The sequence below is a fragment of the Sphingosinicellaceae bacterium genome, assembly GCA_019285715.1.
Classification (GTDB): Bacteria; Pseudomonadota; Alphaproteobacteria; order Sphingomonadales; family Sphingomonadaceae; genus Glacieibacterium.
The window spans coordinates 1,355,827-1,372,668 of the sequence record CP079108.1 but is presented as its reverse complement, the minus strand read 5'-3'; the positions used below and the strand labels follow the sequence as shown (position 1 = coordinate 1,372,668).

General features: G+C 66.7%; 12 protein-coding genes. 7 read left to right on the top strand and 5 right to left on the bottom strand.

Features of this window, described 5'->3' with window-relative positions; translation table 11 throughout:
- Positions 1–54 precede the first annotated feature (54 nt).
- Together KX816_06325 and KX816_06320 are read right to left on the bottom strand one after the other, a co-directional pair.
- Positions 55–1,431, bottom strand: a complete 1,377-nt coding sequence (locus KX816_06325; GenBank protein QXQ07632.1) for a HAMP domain-containing histidine kinase — start codon at positions 1,429–1,431, stop codon at positions 55–57.
- Positions 1,428–2,108, bottom strand: a complete 681-nt coding sequence (locus KX816_06320) for a response regulator transcription factor (GenBank protein QXQ07631.1) — start codon at positions 2,106–2,108, stop codon at positions 1,428–1,430. The genes KX816_06325 and KX816_06320 overlap by 4 nt, the downstream gene beginning before the upstream one ends.
- A gap of 182 nt (positions 2,109–2,290) precedes the next feature.
- Here KX816_06320 and KX816_06315 point away from each other — a divergent pair, with 182 nt between their 5' ends.
- From KX816_06315 to KX816_06305, 3 genes are read left to right on the top strand one after another with little or no spacing between them, the layout of a single operon-like run.
- Positions 2,291–3,649 (top strand): TolC family protein, encoded by a 1,359-nt coding sequence (locus tag KX816_06315; GenBank protein ID QXQ07630.1) that lies wholly within the window; start codon positions 2,291–2,293, stop codon positions 3,647–3,649.
- Positions 3,646–4,683 carry an efflux RND transporter periplasmic adaptor subunit gene (locus KX816_06310; GenBank protein ID QXQ07629.1) on the top strand — a complete coding sequence of 346 codons (1,038 nt, stop codon included), beginning with the start codon at positions 3,646–3,648 and terminating at the stop codon, positions 4,681–4,683. Before KX816_06315 ends, KX816_06310 begins: the two co-directional genes overlap by 4 nt.
- Positions 4,683–7,721 (top strand): efflux RND transporter permease subunit, encoded by a 3,039-nt coding sequence (locus tag KX816_06305; GenBank protein QXQ07628.1) that lies wholly within the window; start codon positions 4,683–4,685, stop codon positions 7,719–7,721. The genes KX816_06310 and KX816_06305 overlap by 1 nt, the downstream gene beginning before the upstream one ends.
- A gap of 723 nt (positions 7,722–8,444) precedes the next feature.
- Here KX816_06305 and KX816_06300 read toward each other — a convergent pair.
- Together KX816_06300 and KX816_06295 are read right to left on the bottom strand one after the other, a co-directional pair.
- The gene (locus KX816_06300; GenBank protein QXQ07627.1) at positions 8,445–8,744 is read right to left on the bottom strand and encodes a hypothetical protein; all 300 of its coding nucleotides are present in this window, start codon (positions 8,742–8,744) and stop codon (positions 8,445–8,447) included.
- Positions 8,741–9,022, bottom strand: a complete 282-nt coding sequence (locus KX816_06295) for a hypothetical protein (protein ID QXQ07626.1) — start codon at positions 9,020–9,022, stop codon at positions 8,741–8,743. The genes KX816_06300 and KX816_06295 overlap by 4 nt, the downstream gene beginning before the upstream one ends.
- A gap of 865 nt (positions 9,023–9,887) precedes the next feature.
- On the opposite strand from KX816_06295, the gene KX816_06290 reads away from it, so the two are divergent.
- The 4 genes from KX816_06290 (at position 9,888) to KX816_06275 (ending at position 13,354) form a co-directional block, all read left to right on the top strand.
- Entirely contained in the window at positions 9,888–10,703 is an 816-nt protein-coding gene (locus KX816_06290) for a transglutaminase family protein (protein ID QXQ07625.1), read from the top strand.
- Between the two features lie 262 nt (positions 10,704–10,965).
- Positions 10,966–11,340 (top strand): reverse transcriptase-like protein, encoded by a 375-nt coding sequence (locus KX816_06285; protein ID QXQ08426.1) that lies wholly within the window; start codon positions 10,966–10,968, stop codon positions 11,338–11,340.
- A 33-nt stretch (positions 11,341–11,373) separates the two neighbouring features.
- Complete coding sequence (locus KX816_06280; GenBank protein ID QXQ07624.1) at positions 11,374–12,531, top strand: acyl-CoA/acyl-ACP dehydrogenase; 1,158 nt, start codon at positions 11,374–11,376, stop codon at positions 12,529–12,531.
- A 13-nt stretch (positions 12,532–12,544) separates the two neighbouring features.
- Entirely contained in the window at positions 12,545–13,354 is an 810-nt protein-coding gene (locus KX816_06275; GenBank protein ID QXQ07623.1) for a MaoC family dehydratase N-terminal domain-containing protein, read from the top strand.
- Here the strand turns inward: KX816_06275 and KX816_06270 are convergent.
- Positions 13,351–16,743: an amidohydrolase family protein gene (locus KX816_06270; GenBank protein QXQ07622.1), complete on the bottom strand. Its 3,393-nt coding sequence runs from the start codon at positions 16,741–16,743 to the stop codon at positions 13,351–13,353. The two genes, KX816_06275 and KX816_06270, sit on opposite strands and share 4 nt — an antisense overlap.
- Positions 16,744–16,842 lie beyond the last annotated feature (99 nt).

Here is a 16,842-nt window from a genome sequence, read left to right as displayed (position 1 = left end):
GTCGACACGCTGGCTCGGCAGCGGGTGCATGTTTCGAAGACGCCCGACACGGCTTTATCGAACAGCAGACGCTGGAAAGCGCATGATGACCCGCAAGCCGGGCGCGTTGTCTTCGATGCGCAATGCCGCGTCATGGAGCGTGGCGATCGCGGCAACCAGCGCCAGTCCAAGACCGGCGCCAGGGGCATGGCGGCTGCTGTCGAGGCGATAGAAGCGCGTCAGGATCTTCGCGCGGGCTTCGGCCGGTACCCCGGGACCATTGTCGGCAACAGCGGCGACGGCGTGATCACCATCACGCGCGAGCGACAAGACGATGCGCGACCCGGCTGGGGTGTGGGCAAGGGCGTTTTCGATCAGGTTGGTGAACAGTTGCGCCAGCAAGGCGGAATCGCCCGTCACGGTCAGGTCGGGCGCGACATCCATGACCAGCGCATGGCCGGCATCCTCGGCGGCGGGCAGATAGGCCTGGCCGACGCGGGACAGCACGTCGCTGAGGTCGACGCCGGTCAGTAGCCGCTGTCCGTCGCCCGCCTCCAGCGCGCCGATGCGCAGCAGGGCGCGAAAGATGTCGAGGATCTCGTCGGTCTGGTGCAGCGCAAGGTCGGTGCCGGTCTCGTACTCGTCGAGGGAGCGCGCACTGCGCAGATGCTCGAGTTGCTGGCGCAGGCGGGTCAGCGGCGTTCGCAAATCGTGCGCGATGTCCGTCGAGACCTGCCGCATGCCCTCCATCAGCCGCGCGATGCGGTCGAGCATCAGGTTCAAGTTGGTCGAGAGATGGTCGAACTCCGGGCTCATGCCGATCGACGGCAGGCGTTCCGACAGGCCGCCGGCCATGATCCGCCCGACCGCCGCGTTGACGCCAGCCAGCCGCCGCAAGAACAGTCGGCCGACCAGATAGCCCCCGACCAGAACAAGGACGGTGAGCGCCGCGCCCGACCAGCCTGCAAAAGCCACAACGCGGGCGCGCAGCACCTCGATGTCAAAGGTATCGGTGGCGACGAGCAGCAGGGAACCGTCGGACAGCCGCGTGCCGAGACTTTGCAGGACTTCCTGATCGGGCTGCGCACTGGGGGTCGCGGCATCGTCGGCAAAGCTCAGCCGGCCGCGTCCGGTGCGCGCGCTCGCCGTCGGCAGGTCGCCGGCAAGTCGTGCGCCGGCGGCGTCGAGCAGCAGGTAGCGGAACGGCTGCTCGTCGCCCGAGCGTTGGCGGCGTTCGATCGTCGCGGCAAGTTCGCGCCGGCCGCCTTCGTCGAACTCACCCGCCAGGATTGCCGTCTCGGCCTTGAGTCCGACCGCCGCGGCCTCGGCGGCATAGGCGCGCATCGAGCGGTCGACGACGAGCACGAGCACCAGCGAGCCGATCGCGAACATCGCCGCAATCACCACGGCGAAGCGAAAGGCGCCGCTGTTGAAGATACTCGGCTGGTTCACGCGGCCGGTTCTTCGATGCGGTACCCCGCCCCCCGAACCGTCTGGATGAGGTTGCCGTCGAAGCCGCGGTCGATCTTGGCGCGCAGCCGGCTCATGTGGCTTTCGATGAGATTGGTCTGCGGATCGAAGTGGAACGACCAGATGTTCTCGAGCATCATCGTCCTGGTGACGACCTCGCCGGTGTGCCGCATCAGGTATTCGAGCAGCTTCATCTCCTGCGCCTGCAGCTCGATGCGGCGTCCGTCGCGGGTAACGGCGCGCTTGAGCAGGTCGAGCTCGAGGCTGCCGACGCGCAGCACCGTCAGTGGCTCGACGGTCGGCGACCGCCGCGCCAGCGCCGCGACCCGCGCCACCAGTTCGGTCGCGGCGAACGGCTTGACGAGATAGTCGTCCGCACCCCCCTCGAGCCCTTCGACGCGGTCGCTGATGCCGTCCATCGCGGTGAGCATTATCGCCGGGGTCGCGACGCCGGCGCTGCGCAACTGCTTGAGGAGCGACAGGCCATCGATGCCGGGCACCATGCGGTCGAGAATCAGGACCGCGTACTCGTTGGTCGTCGCCAGGGCGTGCGCGGCCTCGCCGGTCCCGCACGCATCGACTACATGCCCGGCCGCGACCAGCGTCCGCAGCACATGCATCCGCGTCAGCTCGTCGTCTTCCAGCAGCAGCAGCTTCATCGCCGGCGGCCTCCGTCGCCGCGGAAACCCATACACGAGTCCCGGCACCGTCCCGGCAAGTTGGCAATTCCCAACTTGCGGGTGAAGCGCGACCAAGGTTGTTGCGCGCAACCGGCTACACCGGGATGGATTTCGCGACCCGAGGTTCGCATACCGGTCAGGCGCTAATCGAAAGCACCACGATGCCGACAGCCAGACCCGGCATCCGGGGACCACGACAGGCGCTGCTCCTCGCGGTCGCTACGGCACTGTCGGGTTGTGCGCATTATGCGGCGCTGCCGCTCGATCCGGTGCCGGCGCTTTCGTCTGCCGTGCCAACGCCGGAGAGCGCTGTTTCCGGTGCGCTGCTTTCGGTCGCGCAGGTGACTGCGCTCGCCGTCGCGAACAATCCCGACCTGCGCGCGCTTCGGGCCCGGCGCGGCGTCGCGCAGGCGCAGTTGCTGCAGTCCGGCATCCTGCCCAATCCGTCGCTCGGCGCGGCGGTCCTGCCATTGCTATCGGGGGTCGGCAATGTCACGGCGTGGAGCATCGGCATCACCCAGGACGTCAAGGCGCTGGTCACCTATCGCGCCCGTCAGCGCGGTGCGAACTTCGCGACCCGGCAGGTTTATGCCGACCTGCTGTGGCAGGAGTGGCAGGTCGCGGGCCAGGCGCGGCAGATTGCCGTCGACCTGATCGCCGGTGAGCGCAGTCGGCCGCTGCTGACGGAGTCGTTCGACTTGCTGTCGCGCCGCAACATCGTGCTTCAACAAGCGCTCGCGGCAGGCAATGCGACGCTGGTTACCGCCGCGCCGACATTGGTGGCGCTGCAGGCCGGACGGTCGAGCCTCGACGCCTTCGAACAGCGCCAGCTCGCCCTCCGGCACCAGCTCAACGCCTTGCTCGGCATCGCCCCCGAGGTCGTCGTGCCGCTCGCCGCCCAACCGGTGCTGCCGCCGTTCGACCCGGCGGCGATCGCGGCCAGCCTGCCCGGGTTGGCCTACCGCCGGCCGGACCTACTCGCGCTGCGGCTCGGCTACGCGGCGCAGGACGAGGCGGTGCGGGTCGCCGTCCTGGCGCAGTTTCCCGACCTCATCCTCGGCGCGACGAGCAGCAGCGACAACAGCCGGGTCATCAACGGCGGCCCCTCGGTGACGGTCGGCCTGCCGATTTTCGACCGCAACCAGGGCAATGTCGCGATCGCCAACGCCACAAGGGCACAGCTCCATGCCGAATATGCGGCGCGGCTCGCCGCCACCGTCGGTCAGGTCGGTGCCCTGCTCGCGGAGATGCAGCAGCTGCAAGGCCAGCTGGCGGTGGTCCGCCGCGACCTGCCCGCCGCGCGCGTTGCCGCGACGCGCGCCGCCAACGCCTTCGGTGCCTCGATCCTCGACGAACGCAGCTATGTCGACCTCGTCACCAACCGCTACGCCAAGGAGCAGGAAATCATGACGCTGGAGCTTGGCTTGCTCGACCGTCAGGTCGCGCTGCAGACGCTGGTCGGTGCCGACCTGCCGACGGTCGAGACCCTGCCGGCGGTCAACGAGCGAACGCCGACATGAAAACCGGGCTCCCATCTGCGGCACTGCTCCTGCTCGCGGGTTGCGGCAACTCGACCCCGGCTCCCGCCCCGCCGCCGAGCGTCCTTGTCACCCTGCAGCCCGCGGTGCGGGGGGCCGCGCCCGAATGGCTAACCGCGTACGGCAGCGCCGGTCCGTCCGGCAACGGGTCGCAGACGGTCAGCGTCGCCCAGCCGGGCCAGGTGACCCGCCTCGCCGTGACCGCCGGGGCCCGCGTCCGGGGCGGGCAGGCGTTGCTCGTTTTCGCCACCGCCCCCAGTGTCCTGAGCAGCTATAAACAGGCGCGGACCACGCTGGCCGCGGCGCAGCAGCAGCGGGCGACGACCGCGCAGTTGCTCGGCCAGCAGCTCGCCACCCGCGACCAGCTGACCCAGGCCGACAAGGCGGTCAGCGATGCGCAGGCCGCCCTCGCTGCTCTGCAGCGCGACGGTGCCGGCAGCGCGCAAAATACGCTGGACGCGCCGTTCGCCGGTGTCGTGACGGTCGTTTCTGTCGCGCCGGGCGACCGCACCCAGCCCGGCGCGCCGCTGGTCACCGTCGCGCGGGACAGCAGCATCATCGCCACCGCCGGGATCGGCGCGTCGGATGCCGGCCGCGTCCGGCTCGGCCAGCGCGCGACCGTCGAGCGGTTGACCGGCGGCGCCCAGGTTTCGGGACGCGTCATCCGCATCGACGGCCTGCTCAACCCCAAGACCCGGATGATCGACGTCGATATCGCGGTCCCGGCCGGAAGCCTGCTGCCGAACGAGGGCGTGCGCGCCGAAATCGCCGTAGGCACGGTTTCCGGCTGGCTTGTCCCGCACGATGCCGTCGTCACTGCCAACGGCCCGGTCCGCGTGTTTCAGGCGGTCGGCAACAAGGCGCACGCCGTGAAGGTCAGGCTGTTGCTGCCGGGCAAGGCGGTCGACGTCGTCGAAGGACCGCTCGACGCCGCACGCGGGTTGATCGTCGCCGGAGCTTATCAGCTCGACGACGGTGCCGTGATCCGGTCGGGCGGGCAGCGGGCCGAGCGCTGATGCTGGAGCGCCTGCTCGGCCGCCAATCGCGCGCGCTGATCCTGATCGCGCTGGCACTGGCTCTCGCCGGTGTCGTCGCCGCGTTGTCGCTGCCGATCGGCCTGTTCCCGCAGGTCGCGTTCCCGCGCGTCGTCGTCGACCTCGATGCCGGCAGCCGCCCCGCCGACCAGACCGCGCTGCTCATCACCCGCCCGGTCGAGGAGGCGATCCGCGCCATTCCCGGCGTCCAGGACGTACGATCCAACACGTCGCGCGGGTCGGCGCAGATCTCGATCGACTTCGGCTGGGGCCGCGACATGGTGGCGAGCACGCTGCTCGTCGAAACTGCCGTGGCGCGCGTCACCGGCACGCTGCCGCCCGGCACCGCCTACGACGTCCGCCGCATGGACCCGACGGTGTTCCCAATCATCTCCTATGCCCTAGTCTCCGACACGCTGCCGCCGGTCGCGGTACAGGACCTGGCGCGCTACCAGATCACGCCGCTGCTTTCGGCGATCCCGGGGCTGGCCCGCGTCGGGGTCCAGGGCGGTGACACCGCGGAGGTCGAGGTGCTGGCGGATCCGCACCGGCTCGCCGACTACGGCCTCGCCATCGCCGATGTCGCAACGGCGATCCGCAACGGCAACGTGCTCAGCGCGGTCGGGCAGGTGCAGGACCGCGGCCGGCTGTCGCTGGTGCTCGTCGACCGCAGTGTCACCGATGCGGCGCAGGTCGGCGACATCGTCGTGCGCTCTGACCCCGCCGGTATCGTCCGCGTTCGCGACGTCGCGACGGTCCAGGACGGGGTGCTGCCGCAGTGGCAGCGCATCGTCGAGGACGGCAAGCCGGCGGTGTTGTTCAACATCTACGAGCAGCCCGACGGCAACGCGGTCCAGATCGCGCGCGCCGTCGAGGCCAAGCTTGCCGGCTTCGGGCTCCCGCCGGGCGTGCGGCTAGTCAACTGGTACGACCAGAGCCAGCTGGTCACCCAGTCGGTCGCCAGTGTCCGCGACGCGGTACTGATCGGCCTGTTCCTCGCCGCCGCGGTGCTGCTGTTCTTCCTGCGCAGCTGGCGGGTGACGCTGATCGCGGTGATCGTCGTGCCGGCGACGCTGGCAACGACAATGCTGGTGCTCAGCCTGCTCGGAATGAGTTTCAACATCATGACGCTCGGCGGCATTGCGGCCGCGGTCGGCCTGCTGATCGACGACGTCATCGTCATGGTCGAGCATATTGCGCGCCGCGCCGGTGCCCTCGATGCGGACGGCAAGCCGTTCGGGGACGCCGCCGTGCTGCCCGCGGCGCGCGAGTTCATGGCACCGCTTACCGGCTCCAGCCTGGCGACGCTGATCGTTTTCCTGCCGCTGTCGTTCCTCACCGGCGTGACCGGCGCTTTCTCGAAGGCGCTGTCGATCACGATGGCGGCGGCGCTGGCGATCTCGTGGGCAATGACCGCTTTCGTCGTGCCGGTGCTGGTCCGCCGCTTGGTCGACTTCGGCAAGTGGCACGACCCGGGCGCTGCCGGCGAAGGCTGGCTGGGGCGCAACCATGACCGCGCACTAAACGGCGTCGCCCGTCGGCCGTGGCTGCTGCTGGTCATCCTCGTGCCGCTGCTTGCCGTCGGCTACGTCGGCTACTCGAAGGTCGAGACCGGGTTCATGCCCAAGGTCGACGAGGGCGGCTTCATCATGGATTATTACACGCCGCCGGGAACGTCGCTCGACGAAACCAGCCGGCAGGTCGGCCAGATCGACGCGATGCTCCATACCGATCCCGCGGTCGAGACCTTCTCGCGGCGGCTCGGCACCGGTCTCGGCGGCGACCTCGGGCAAAGCTACCACGGCGATTATTTCGTCCGGCTAAAGACCAACCACGGCCAGCCGACCGAGGACGTCGCCGCCGACATCCGCGACCGCATCCTGGCGACCGTACCCGGCGTCGAGATTGAGGTCGCGCAGTTGATGGAAGACCTGATCGGCGACTTGACCTCGGTACCCCAGCCGATCGAGGTCAAGCTGTATGCCGCCGATGCCTCGCTGCTGCGGCCCGAGGCCGAGAAGGTCGCCGCGCTGATCGGCAAGATCGACGGTGTCGCCGAGGTCAAGGACGGGGTCCAGCTCGCCGGCGATGCGCTCAACGTCCGCGTCGACCCGATCCGCGCCGGTGTCGAGGGCGTCACCCCCGCCGACGTCCAGTCCATGCTCAACGATGCGCTGACCGGGGCGGTCGCGACCTCGCTGCCGCAGCCCACCAAGGCGGTCGATGTGCGCGTCCGCCTGCCGGATGCGCAGTCGATGACCGAGGCCGAACTGGCGCAGCTGCCGATCCGCGCCGCCGACGGCCATGTCTTTCCGTTGTCGCGGGTCGCCGAGGTGACGTCGGTTGCCGGGCAGCCGCAGATCAGCCGCGAGAACCTCGAGCCGATGATCGCCGTCACCGCCCGGATCATCGGGCGCGGGCTCGGCGCTGCGGCCGGCGATGTCACGGCCGCGCTCGACCGGCCCGGTGTCCTGTCGCCCGGCATCCGCTACGAGATGGGCGGACTGTATGCGCAGCAGCAGGTCGCCTTCGCCGGCCTGACCAAGGTTTTCGGGGCGGCGCTGGTCGGCGAGTTCGTGCTGCTGTTGATCCTCTACCGCCGCTTCTGGCTGCCGGTGATCATCATCGGCTGCTCCTTGCTGTCGACGACGGCGGTGTTCACCGCGCTGTGGCTGGCGGGCGTCGACCTCAACATCACCGCGCTGATGGGTATGACGATGATCATCGGCATCGGTACCGAAATGGCGATCTTTTACGTCTCGGAGTTCGAGGAACTGTCGCGCACTATGACCCCGACGCAGGCCGTCCGAGAGGCGAGCCGCAACCGGCTGCGCCCGATAACGATGACGACACTGGCAGCCATCCTGACCTTGCTGCCGCTCGCGCTGGCGATCGGCCAGGGCTCCGGCATCCAGCAACCACTGGCGATCGCCATCATCGCCGGGCTGCTGTTGCAGTACCCTCTCGTCCTCCTCGCAATGCCAGTCCTCGTAAGCCTTACCCTTATGCCTGGACGGTAACCGACGTTCATGCAGCATCGCCTCAGCGACAGATGAAGCATTGTTTCGAGCTCGCTCAGTTTACAACCGTACTGCTAACTTAGGGCGCATGGTTGCCGCGCTTATCACATGAATGATCGTCCAAAAATTGGGTTTCGAGAATGCGCAGCCAAGCATCCGGATATACGTCAGCACGGTCTCGAAGCTGGCGGCTGCTCTCGACCAGTTTACGCCGTTCCCAGGCCGCAAAGCGAAAGACCATTTTTGGCGGGAGAGACCATTAGAAGGATAGACAACTCCTGGCTCCAGATCGACAAAAGCTGTGCGGATTAAGGACCAGTCGATAAGTCGCGACCCCCAACGACCGTCGGTCAATCACTTGTGTCAGGATAAAAAGCTAAATCTGTAAAGGGCCAAGGCCAGCGCTATTTATTATCATTCGAGTTTAAATGATGGCGTATCACAGTTTTTTGTGCAAGTCTCTGTCTCAATCGCGGTATCTAATAAACCGACACGGTCGCGCCTGCTTTAATTCCCTCTTTTTGAAGTATATGGCCGTGACCGTGAATTTACCAGGTATTGCTGCGCGAATCGCGGCGGCGAAGGTGCTCAGAGACAATTTGACAACTGCAGATTACGCCGCTGGCGATCGTGGCCAGAATCCCAATTCCGACCGGACCTCAGGTAATGTCGCCGCCTTGTTCACCAAGGCGCTCAAGCAAGATCCGCTCAAACCGGATTTGCCTAATGGCAGCAGTCGCCGAGGTCGACAACTGACGGCATAGCAGAGAGTTCGGGGACAACGTCGGCAGGGTCGGGGGCATCTAGGGCTGGCGCAAGCACGATGGCCTCGATCTCGGCGGTCGCGAAACCGGCAAGCTCAATCGTGAAGTCGAGATCGAGGACCGCGAGCTCGCCGAGCTCGAGGCGCAGCAGCGCGTCATCCCAGCCGGACAGCTCGGCCAGCCGATTAGCGGCGATTGCATAAGCGCGCCGCTGTGCCTCGCTTAAATGATCGATACAGATCGTCGAGACCTCGATCATACCCCCAGCTCGCGCGCCGCCAGCAGACTGCAGACGCACGCTACCACGACACCCTTCGCGTCGACTAGGATCGGCTCGATGAACCCGAATTCTGCAATGCTTGCGGCAACCTGCGTCACCTGCTTTGGCTTGTGGGCTCGAACCAGGCGCGCCGGCAAGGTCAGCGCATCGACCCGCCGATACGAAATCTGCAGCGGCGGACCGCCAAGGCGCCAGTTTGATCCAGCGGGCGCCGCTGGCGGAGCGACCACGGACGCCGCTGCAACGGGTTGCAACATCGGTCGTACGCGATGGCGGAAAGTCGAAATATCAGTATGCACGGCATCTTCCTTCGAAAACAGTCATTAAGGCACAAATGTCGACCGGATGTGGGCGGTGCCTGTTCAGAACTGCTCGAAGGACTTGTCCCCATGCTGCGAACAATCAAACCTTATCCGAGAAAGCTGGAATGCACAAGTGCAAGGGAGAATTTGCTATTTTAATCTAAGTCTTTGTCAACAGTATCGTCTTTCTGCATTAGCGAGCTGAAGATAGCATTGTAGGCCCGCGGTGCTCTCATGATGAAGCCAGGGCGCTTGCCGGAAAACTCTCAGACGTATGAGCAGCTGACGAACCGCGATCAGTTGCGACCGGTCAATTTAACGCGTCCAGGGATAGCGCGAGGTTCGGCTGCTAACGGTCATCATTCCGCTGTTAACAGGTGTAATTCCGCTGTCCGCAGCGTAGCGAAACTCCAAGTTTACTTGCTAAGATTAAACCCTGGCTTCCGATGCTAGTGAGCAGCGTTGCCCCCTATGCGGCAAATTTCGCTGTAAATCCGCCATTATCAGCGCAATCTACAGCGAGACCGGTTGGCTCAGGACTGCGTCGCGCACTAACCCGTCCACAGTCCCGGGGTTATCTGCAACCAAGCAGGCCCTGGCGGGATTTTTACCGCTGTTTCGGGGCTTGCGGATTGTCATCGGTGACGTCTCCACCGTCCGTCCATCGCGCAAAACTCTATCCCGGGCGACGCTCCGGATCCTGCGTCGAGGTCAGTTTGGGGGCGATTTGAAGCGCCACTCGCATTATCGCGCTGGTTCGAGCGATGGCGTACACGAGCGTCCCAAAGGCCGCGTCGCTCTCGCTAAACAAGGAAAACGAATGCTGATCCGTGCCGGCTTCACCATCGCCTTCTCCGCCGAGCAGCAGGTGCCGATGCTGGCCAATCTCAGCGTCCACGCCTCGCGCAACCGCGACTTGCGTACGGCGCAACGGATCATGACGACGCCCGACGTGCCGCTGTATGATTACGTCGATCGGTTCGGCAACGTCTGTACCCGGCTGACGATGCCCGCCGGTGGCATCGCCATCAATTGCGGCTTCGTCATCGAGGACCCGTTCGAGGCCGATCTCGTCGCGCCCGGTGCCACGCAGTCGCCGATAGAAGAACTGCCGGACGACGTACTCGTCTACCTGCTCAGCAGTCGCTACTGCGAGACCGACCGGCTGTCGGACGCGGCATGGACCTTGTTCGGCGGCGTGGCACCGGGTTGGGCGCGGATCCAGGCGATCCTCGACTACACCCACGACCGCATCCGCTTCGACTACACCAAGGCGCGCCCGAGCAAATCGGCCTGGGACGCACATCAGGAACGTGAAGGCGTCTGCCGCGACTTTGCCCATCTCGCGATAACGCTATGCCGCTGCATGAATATCCCGGCGCGCTACTGCACCGGCTACATGGGCGACATGGACCTGCCGGCGATCGTTGGCGACATGGACTTCTCGGCGTGGTTCGAAGCGTACCTTGGTGGCAGGTGGTATGTGTTCGATGCCCGGCACAACCGGCCGCGCAAGGGTCGCATCCTGATGGCCCGCGGTCGCGATGCAACCGATGTCGCCCTGACGACGACGTTCGGTTTCGCAACGCTGACGAAGTTCGAGGTCTATACCGACGAGGACCGCCTCGGGATCTGAGGCAGCATGATCGTTTGATTGAGCGCGCTCGCGGCGAATTCCTTTGAACGTCGGATGCTCATGCCAACGGTGAGCCGGTATCGTCAATCCGTCAGCGGCATGGCCATAATGCATCCACCGGGTCTGCCAGTGCAGACGAATTCGCGGTGGCAGCAGATACGGCAGGATCTCAAATTTCTGCAGAAAGACCTGGCTGAAAACGCGCTCCTCGCCTTGATGTCCCGAGATGAGCGGAGCCAAAAAGTTTGAGGATCTTCCGTGTATGAAGCTGTTTTTTGACGGCGGTTGCCGGCCTAACCCGGGCAGGATCGAAGTTGCCGTCGTCGCGCTCGGCGTCACGTATTTCGAATCTGATCTCCGTTTCGGCTCGAACAATGACGCGGAGTGGCTGGCGGTGAACCATGCGCTGCGTGTGGCGGCCCGGCTCGGCGCAACGGACCTGCAGTTGCTCGGTGACTCGGCGACCGTCATTGACCGGGTGAACGGCACGGTGAAATGGCGGGCCGATGAATTCGAGGCCCATCGCGCACCGTTCGAAAGCCTGCGCTCGAGCTTTGTCAGGGTCCGCGTCCGACGCATCAAGCGGTCGCAGAACCTCGCCGGCATCGTCTTGGCGAAGCGCCACTCGGGACGCTAGCAAAGACCGCGCATTGCGCCGAAAAGACCGGCGATGAACACCGCGATCAGCTTTCCCGAAATCCGGGAGTCGGTGCGCCGGCTGTGCGCCGAGTTCCCCGGGTCCTACTGGCAGGAGAAGGACCGCGAGCGCGCCTACCCGGGCGAATTCGTCGCCGCGCTGACGGAGGCCGGTTTCCTGTCGGTGCTGATCCCGGAGGCGTTCGGCGGCTCGGGCCTCGGGCTCGGGGCGGCGACGGCGATCCTCGAGGAAGTGCATCGCTCCGGCTGCAACGGCGGCGCGTGCCACGCCCAGATGTACGTCATGGGTACCCTCCTCAAGCATGGTAGCGACGCGCAGAAGCAGCGGTACCTGCCCAAGGTGGCGAGCGGCGACCTCCGGCTGCAGGCGTTTGCCGTGACCGAACCGACCAGCGGCACCGACACCACCCGCATCCGGACTTTCGCGCGCCGCGACGGCGACGACTATGTCGTCTCGGGGCAGAAGATCTGGATCAGCCGCGCCGAGCACAGCGACCTGATGGTGCTGCTGGTCCGCACTACGGCGCGTGAGGACGCAGCCCGTCCGGGCGACGGCATGAGCGTGCTTCTCGTCGAGATGCGCGACGCGGTCGGCAATGGCCTGACGATCCGGCCGATCCGCACGATGCTGAACCACGCCACCACCGAACTGTTCTTCGACGAGCTCCGCGTGCCCGCTGCCAATCTGATCGGTGAGGAAGGCAAGGGCTTCCGCTACATCCTCGACGGCATGAACGCCGAGCGTATCCTCATCGCCAGTGAGTGCATCGGCGATGGACGCTTCTTCATCGACCGCGCCAGCGCCTATGCCCGCGACCGCAGCGTCTTCGGCCGCGCCATCGGCGAGAACCAGGGCGTCCAGTTCCCGATCGCGCGCGCACATGTCCAGCTCTCGGCTGCGGCACTGATGGTCGACCGCGCCGCCGCAATGTTCGACGCCGGCGAGTTCTGCGGGACCGAGGCCAACATGGCCAAGATGCTGGCTTCTGAGGCGAGCTGGTATGCTGCCGACATGTGCGTCCAGACCCATGGCGGCTTCGGGTTCGCGGAGGAATACGACATCGAGCGCAAGTTCCGCGAGACGCGCCTCTACCAGGTCGCCCCGATCAGCACGAACCTCATCCTCAGCCACGTCGCGACCCATGTCCTCGACCTCCCTAAGTCCTTCTAGACCCGCCGGGCCGGTGATCGGGGCCAGCTTCGAGCGGGTCGACACCTTCGTGGAAGGACCGCTGCAACGGCTCGCCGCACTGCTCGACTACCCGTCGCCACCGTGGCCGGCGGCCGTGCTGCCGCCGCTCGCCCACTGGCTGTACTTCCTGCCCGACGAGCGGCAGTCGAGGCTAGCTCCGGACGGCCACCCCGCCACCGGGCTGGTCGCGCCGCCGCCCGATGCCCCACGCCGGATGTGGGCTGGTAGCCGGGTCGAGTTTCGGGCCCCGGTCGCACTCGGCAGCGATGGCACCCGGTCGAGTGTCGTCAACAATGTCGAGACCAAGTCAGGTCGCACCGGGCTGTTGCACTTCGCCACCGTCCGCCACACGATCACTGCCGCCGGCGGCGTCGCCATCGTCGAGGAGCAGGACCTCGTCTTCCGAGGTCTGGGTTCCGCACCGCCGCCCGTGCTGCGACCGGCGCCCCTACAACCCGAGGCCTCGCACCGACGGTCCCTGGACGCGCGTGCGCTATTCCGCTTTTCGGCACTGACATTCAACGCGCACCGCATCCACTACGACGCGGACTATGCACGTGACGTCGAGGGCTACCCCGGGCTGGTCGTGCACGGGCCGCTGCAGGCGATCCTGTTGCTGAACCAACTGTCCCGGGAGCGCCCGGGGCTGGATATCGCAAGCTTCAGCTTCCGGGGTCGAGCACCGCTCTTCGCCGACGAGGCATTCGACCTGAACTTCGCCCAGACCGACGACGGCTTCGCCTTGTGGACGAGCGGAGCCGACGGTGGCGAGCGAATGAGTGCCTCGGTGACCCTGCGCTAGTCGCCGTCGCTCGCTGCCGCAGGTGTGCCGCCGGCACCGCTGCCGCCGTCCGCCTGCCACCAGAACGGCGCGCGCTTGCGGGTTCCGGTCACCGTCTCGTCCATCGTCGCCGGGTCGTACATCCGGCCGCCGAGCATCACCCGGTAGATCTTGTCGCTGTTGCGGATGTCGACGGTCGGATCGGCATCGAGGACGACGAGGTCCGCCAGCTTGCCGACCTCGAGCGAACCGACGTCCTTCGCATAGCCGAGCGAGGTCGCGGGCATGATCGTCGCGGCGCGCAGGGCCTCGACCGGGCTCCAGCCGCCACGGACGAACGACCACATCTCCCAGTGCGGGCCGAGGCCGGCCTGCTGCCCGTGCGCGCCGATCGAGACCTGGACACCGCGGTCGGCGAGCTTCTTCGCCTCGCGGGCGCTCCACGCGTCGACGAAATCCTCCTCGGGTGCCATCGTCCGCCGGACGTTCTTCGCCGCGAGCTGCGCCGGCGGCTCGTACTTCGACAGGATCGGGTGCTTCCAGACGTCCATGTGCTGGCGCCAGTAGGGATCGCCCGCGAGGCCGCCGTAGGTCACCACCAATGTCGGCGTGTAGTTGGTCTTGGTCTGCGACCACAGGCTGACGACGTCGTCGTAAAAATATTCGACCGGCAGATTGTGCTCGAGCGTCGAGTTGCCGTCCTGGATCAGCGAGATGTCCATCGCGAACAGCGAGCCGCCCTCCGGCACGACCTCGACGCCTTCGCGCTGGCCGGCGGCGACGACCATCTGGCGCTGCTCGCGACGCGGCTGGTTGTAGTTCTTGACGCTGTGCGCGCCCTGCGACTTGAGGCGGCGGACGTCGGCCAGCGCGTCGTCGAGATTGTCGATCTCGGCGTACACATCGGCGGCCTTGGCCCCGTAGATGATCTCGCCGGTCGAGAAGGTGCGGGGTGCCAGGATCTTGCCGGCGCGCTGCATCTCGGCGGCGACGAAGATCTCGGCGGCACGGGCGGACGGGTCGTGGATCGTCGTCGCGCCCATTGCGAGGTTGACCATCGACGACCAGTTCTGCTGCGGCACGAGCTCGTCATCGCCCTGCGGACCGTGGGCATGGGCGTCGACCAGACCGGGGATGATGGTCTTGCCGCTGACGTCGACCGTCTTCGCACCGGCCGGGACGACGACCGCGCCGCGCTTGCCGACCGCGACGATGCGGTCGCCGCGGATGACGATGACACCATCGTCGATGATGCCGCCGGCCTTGTCGGCCATGCTGACGATGCGCGCGCCGGTCAGCACGACGGTGCCGGTCGGCTTGTCGGCGGTGACGTCCATCGACAGTGAGACACCGGTGACCGGCGGCTTGAACTTGGGCGCGTCCTCGACCGCCGGAGCGGAGCCGAACAGTGCGTCGGTCTGCACCGTGTAGAGCGTCGGCCCCATGCTCCAGTGCAGTTCACGGCCGTTGTTCGACCAGTTGATGAAGTCCGCACCTTCCGCACTGGCGCGGGTTGCGGGCAGCGGGCCGCCCTTTTCATCGGTCGCGACGTCCTGCGTGCCGGGCATCAGCGGCATCACGAACGCCTCGTAGTTCTGGCGGAAGGCGACGTATTCGCCGTCGGGCGAGACCTGGAAGTCGTTGACCAGGTCGCCGGTCGCGTGGACGCGCTTCGCCTCGCCGTCGAGATTGGTGCTGACCAGCTGGCGCTTGCCCTTCTCCTCGGCGATCATGAAGACGCGGTCGTTGGCGGAGCCGAACTGCGGCTCGGCCGCGTCCTTGGCGACGCGCACGGCAGTGCCGCCGGTCGTGGCGATGCGGTAGACGCCGGGGTTCTCCGACCAACGCGGCGAGGTCAGGTTACCGCCCTGCCCGCTCTCGAAGACGATCGCGCGACCGTCGGGCGAGAAGCGCGGGCGCGAATAGTGGCCCGGGTGCGCGGAGACGGTGCGCGCCGCGCCGCCGGTTGCAGCGACGGTGCGGAGCTGGCCGAGGCCCAAATCTGTCCAGCCGACGAAGACGATGCTGCGGCCGTCGCGCGACCACGACGGGAACAGCTCGAACTCGGACTCGTCGCCCTTCACCAACCGCCGCGCCGTGCCGCCGCTGGCGGGCTTGATCCACAATTTGCCGAGCGTCTCGAACACGACTTGCTTGCCGTCGGGCGAGACCGCCGCCCAGCGCGGCATCTTCGTCGCGAAGCTGTCGGGCGCGAGCGCGACCTGCGGGTGGGTCGCGTCGATGACGATGCGGGTGTCGTCGACCTTGAACGGGATTTCGCGGGCACCACTGCCGTCGCTCGCCACGCGCCGGATCTTGCCGCCGGCCCAGAACACGATGCTGCGACTGTCGGGTGTCCAGCCCATGTTCGGATAGACACCGGTGACCGCCCACGTCTCCTGCACGTCCTGGTCGAGCGCGTCGTAGACCTTGCGCTCGACGCCCGAGGCGAGGTCCTTGACGTACAGCTTGGAGCGGGCGCGCTCGCGGCGGACGAAGGCGATCAACTTGCCGTCGGGCGAAGGGGTTGGGCGCACCGAGCCGCCGACGCCGGAGACGGCGGTGGTGACCTCGCCGGTGCCGATGTCGTAGCGCTCGATGTCGAACAGGTCGGTGTTCGAGTCTTGCGCGTACTCGAAGATCGCGCCGGGGGTGATGTTGCGGGTGTAGTACAGGCTTTTGCCGTCGGGCGCGTAGATCGGCTCGCCGAGTTCCTTCTGGAGCTGCTCGCTGGCACGCTTGACCAACTGTACGCCGCCGCCGCCCGAGACGTGGTACAGCCAAACCTCGCCAGTGCCGAGCGAGCGGCCGGTGGTGAAATGCTTCTTAGCGATGATGAAGCGCCCGTCGGGGCTCCAGCTCGGCTGGTTGAGCAGGCGGAAGTCTTCCTTGGTCAACTGGCGCTTGTCGCTGCCGTCGATGTTCATGATCCAGATGTTGTCGCCGCCGCCACGGTCCGAGGTGAAGGCGATGCGCTTGCCATCGGGCGAGAAGCGCGGCTGCTGCTCATAGGCCAGGCCCTCCGCGATGCGGGTCGGCATGCCGCCGGCGATCGGCATCGTGTAGATGTCGCCGAGCAGGTCGAAGGCGATGGTCTTGCCGTCGTGCGACACGTCGACGTTCATCCAGGTGCCGTTGTCGACCTTGATCGGCACGGCCCGCGTGACCATCCCCGGCGGCGCGTTGACGTCCCACTTGGCGGGCTTGGCCTTCGGCGCGGCGGCTGCGGGGGCAGCAGTCGGCGCGAGCGGGCCGGTCGGGCGCTGCGTCGGGTTGATCGCCTGGTTCTCTGGCGCCTGCGTCGCATCGACCGGGCTGGGCGTCGGCTTGGGCGGCGTCGACTGGGCCTGCGCGGCGGCCTCGATCAGCATCAGCGACAAAGCTACGGCGGTCGCGCTACGATGTTTCATGCAGGGGGGTCCGCTGGTTGGTTGCCGCCCGCATAAGTCGAAATCCGGGCGGCGTCATCGCAATTATGGGTGCCCCGGATCTGCCGGTCGGCCGCGATG

Coding starts and splice junctions, on each gene's coding strand:
- KX816_06320 (QXQ07631.1), bottom strand. CDS start 2,108: ATGAAGCTGCTGCTGCTGGAAGACGACGAGCTGACGCGGATGCATGTG.
- KX816_06315 (QXQ07630.1), top strand. CDS start 2,291: ATGCCGACAGCCAGACCCGGCATCCGGGGACCACGACAGGCGCTGCTC.
- KX816_06310 (QXQ07629.1), top strand. CDS start 3,646: ATGAAAACCGGGCTCCCATCTGCGGCACTGCTCCTGCTCGCGGGTTGC.
- KX816_06305 (QXQ07628.1), top strand. CDS start 4,683: ATGCTGGAGCGCCTGCTCGGCCGCCAATCGCGCGCGCTGATCCTGATC.
- KX816_06300 (QXQ07627.1), bottom strand. CDS start 8,744: ATGATCGAGGTCTCGACGATCTGTATCGATCATTTAAGCGAGGCACAG.
- KX816_06295 (QXQ07626.1), bottom strand. CDS start 9,022: ATGTTGCAACCCGTTGCAGCGGCGTCCGTGGTCGCTCCGCCAGCGGCG.
- KX816_06290 (QXQ07625.1), top strand. CDS start 9,888: ATGCTGATCCGTGCCGGCTTCACCATCGCCTTCTCCGCCGAGCAGCAG.
- KX816_06285 (QXQ08426.1), top strand. CDS start 10,966: ATGAAGCTGTTTTTTGACGGCGGTTGCCGGCCTAACCCGGGCAGGATC.
- KX816_06280 (QXQ07624.1), top strand. CDS start 11,374: ATGAACACCGCGATCAGCTTTCCCGAAATCCGGGAGTCGGTGCGCCGG.
- KX816_06270 (QXQ07622.1), bottom strand. CDS start 16,743: ATGAAACATCGTAGCGCGACCGCCGTAGCTTTGTCGCTGATGCTGATC.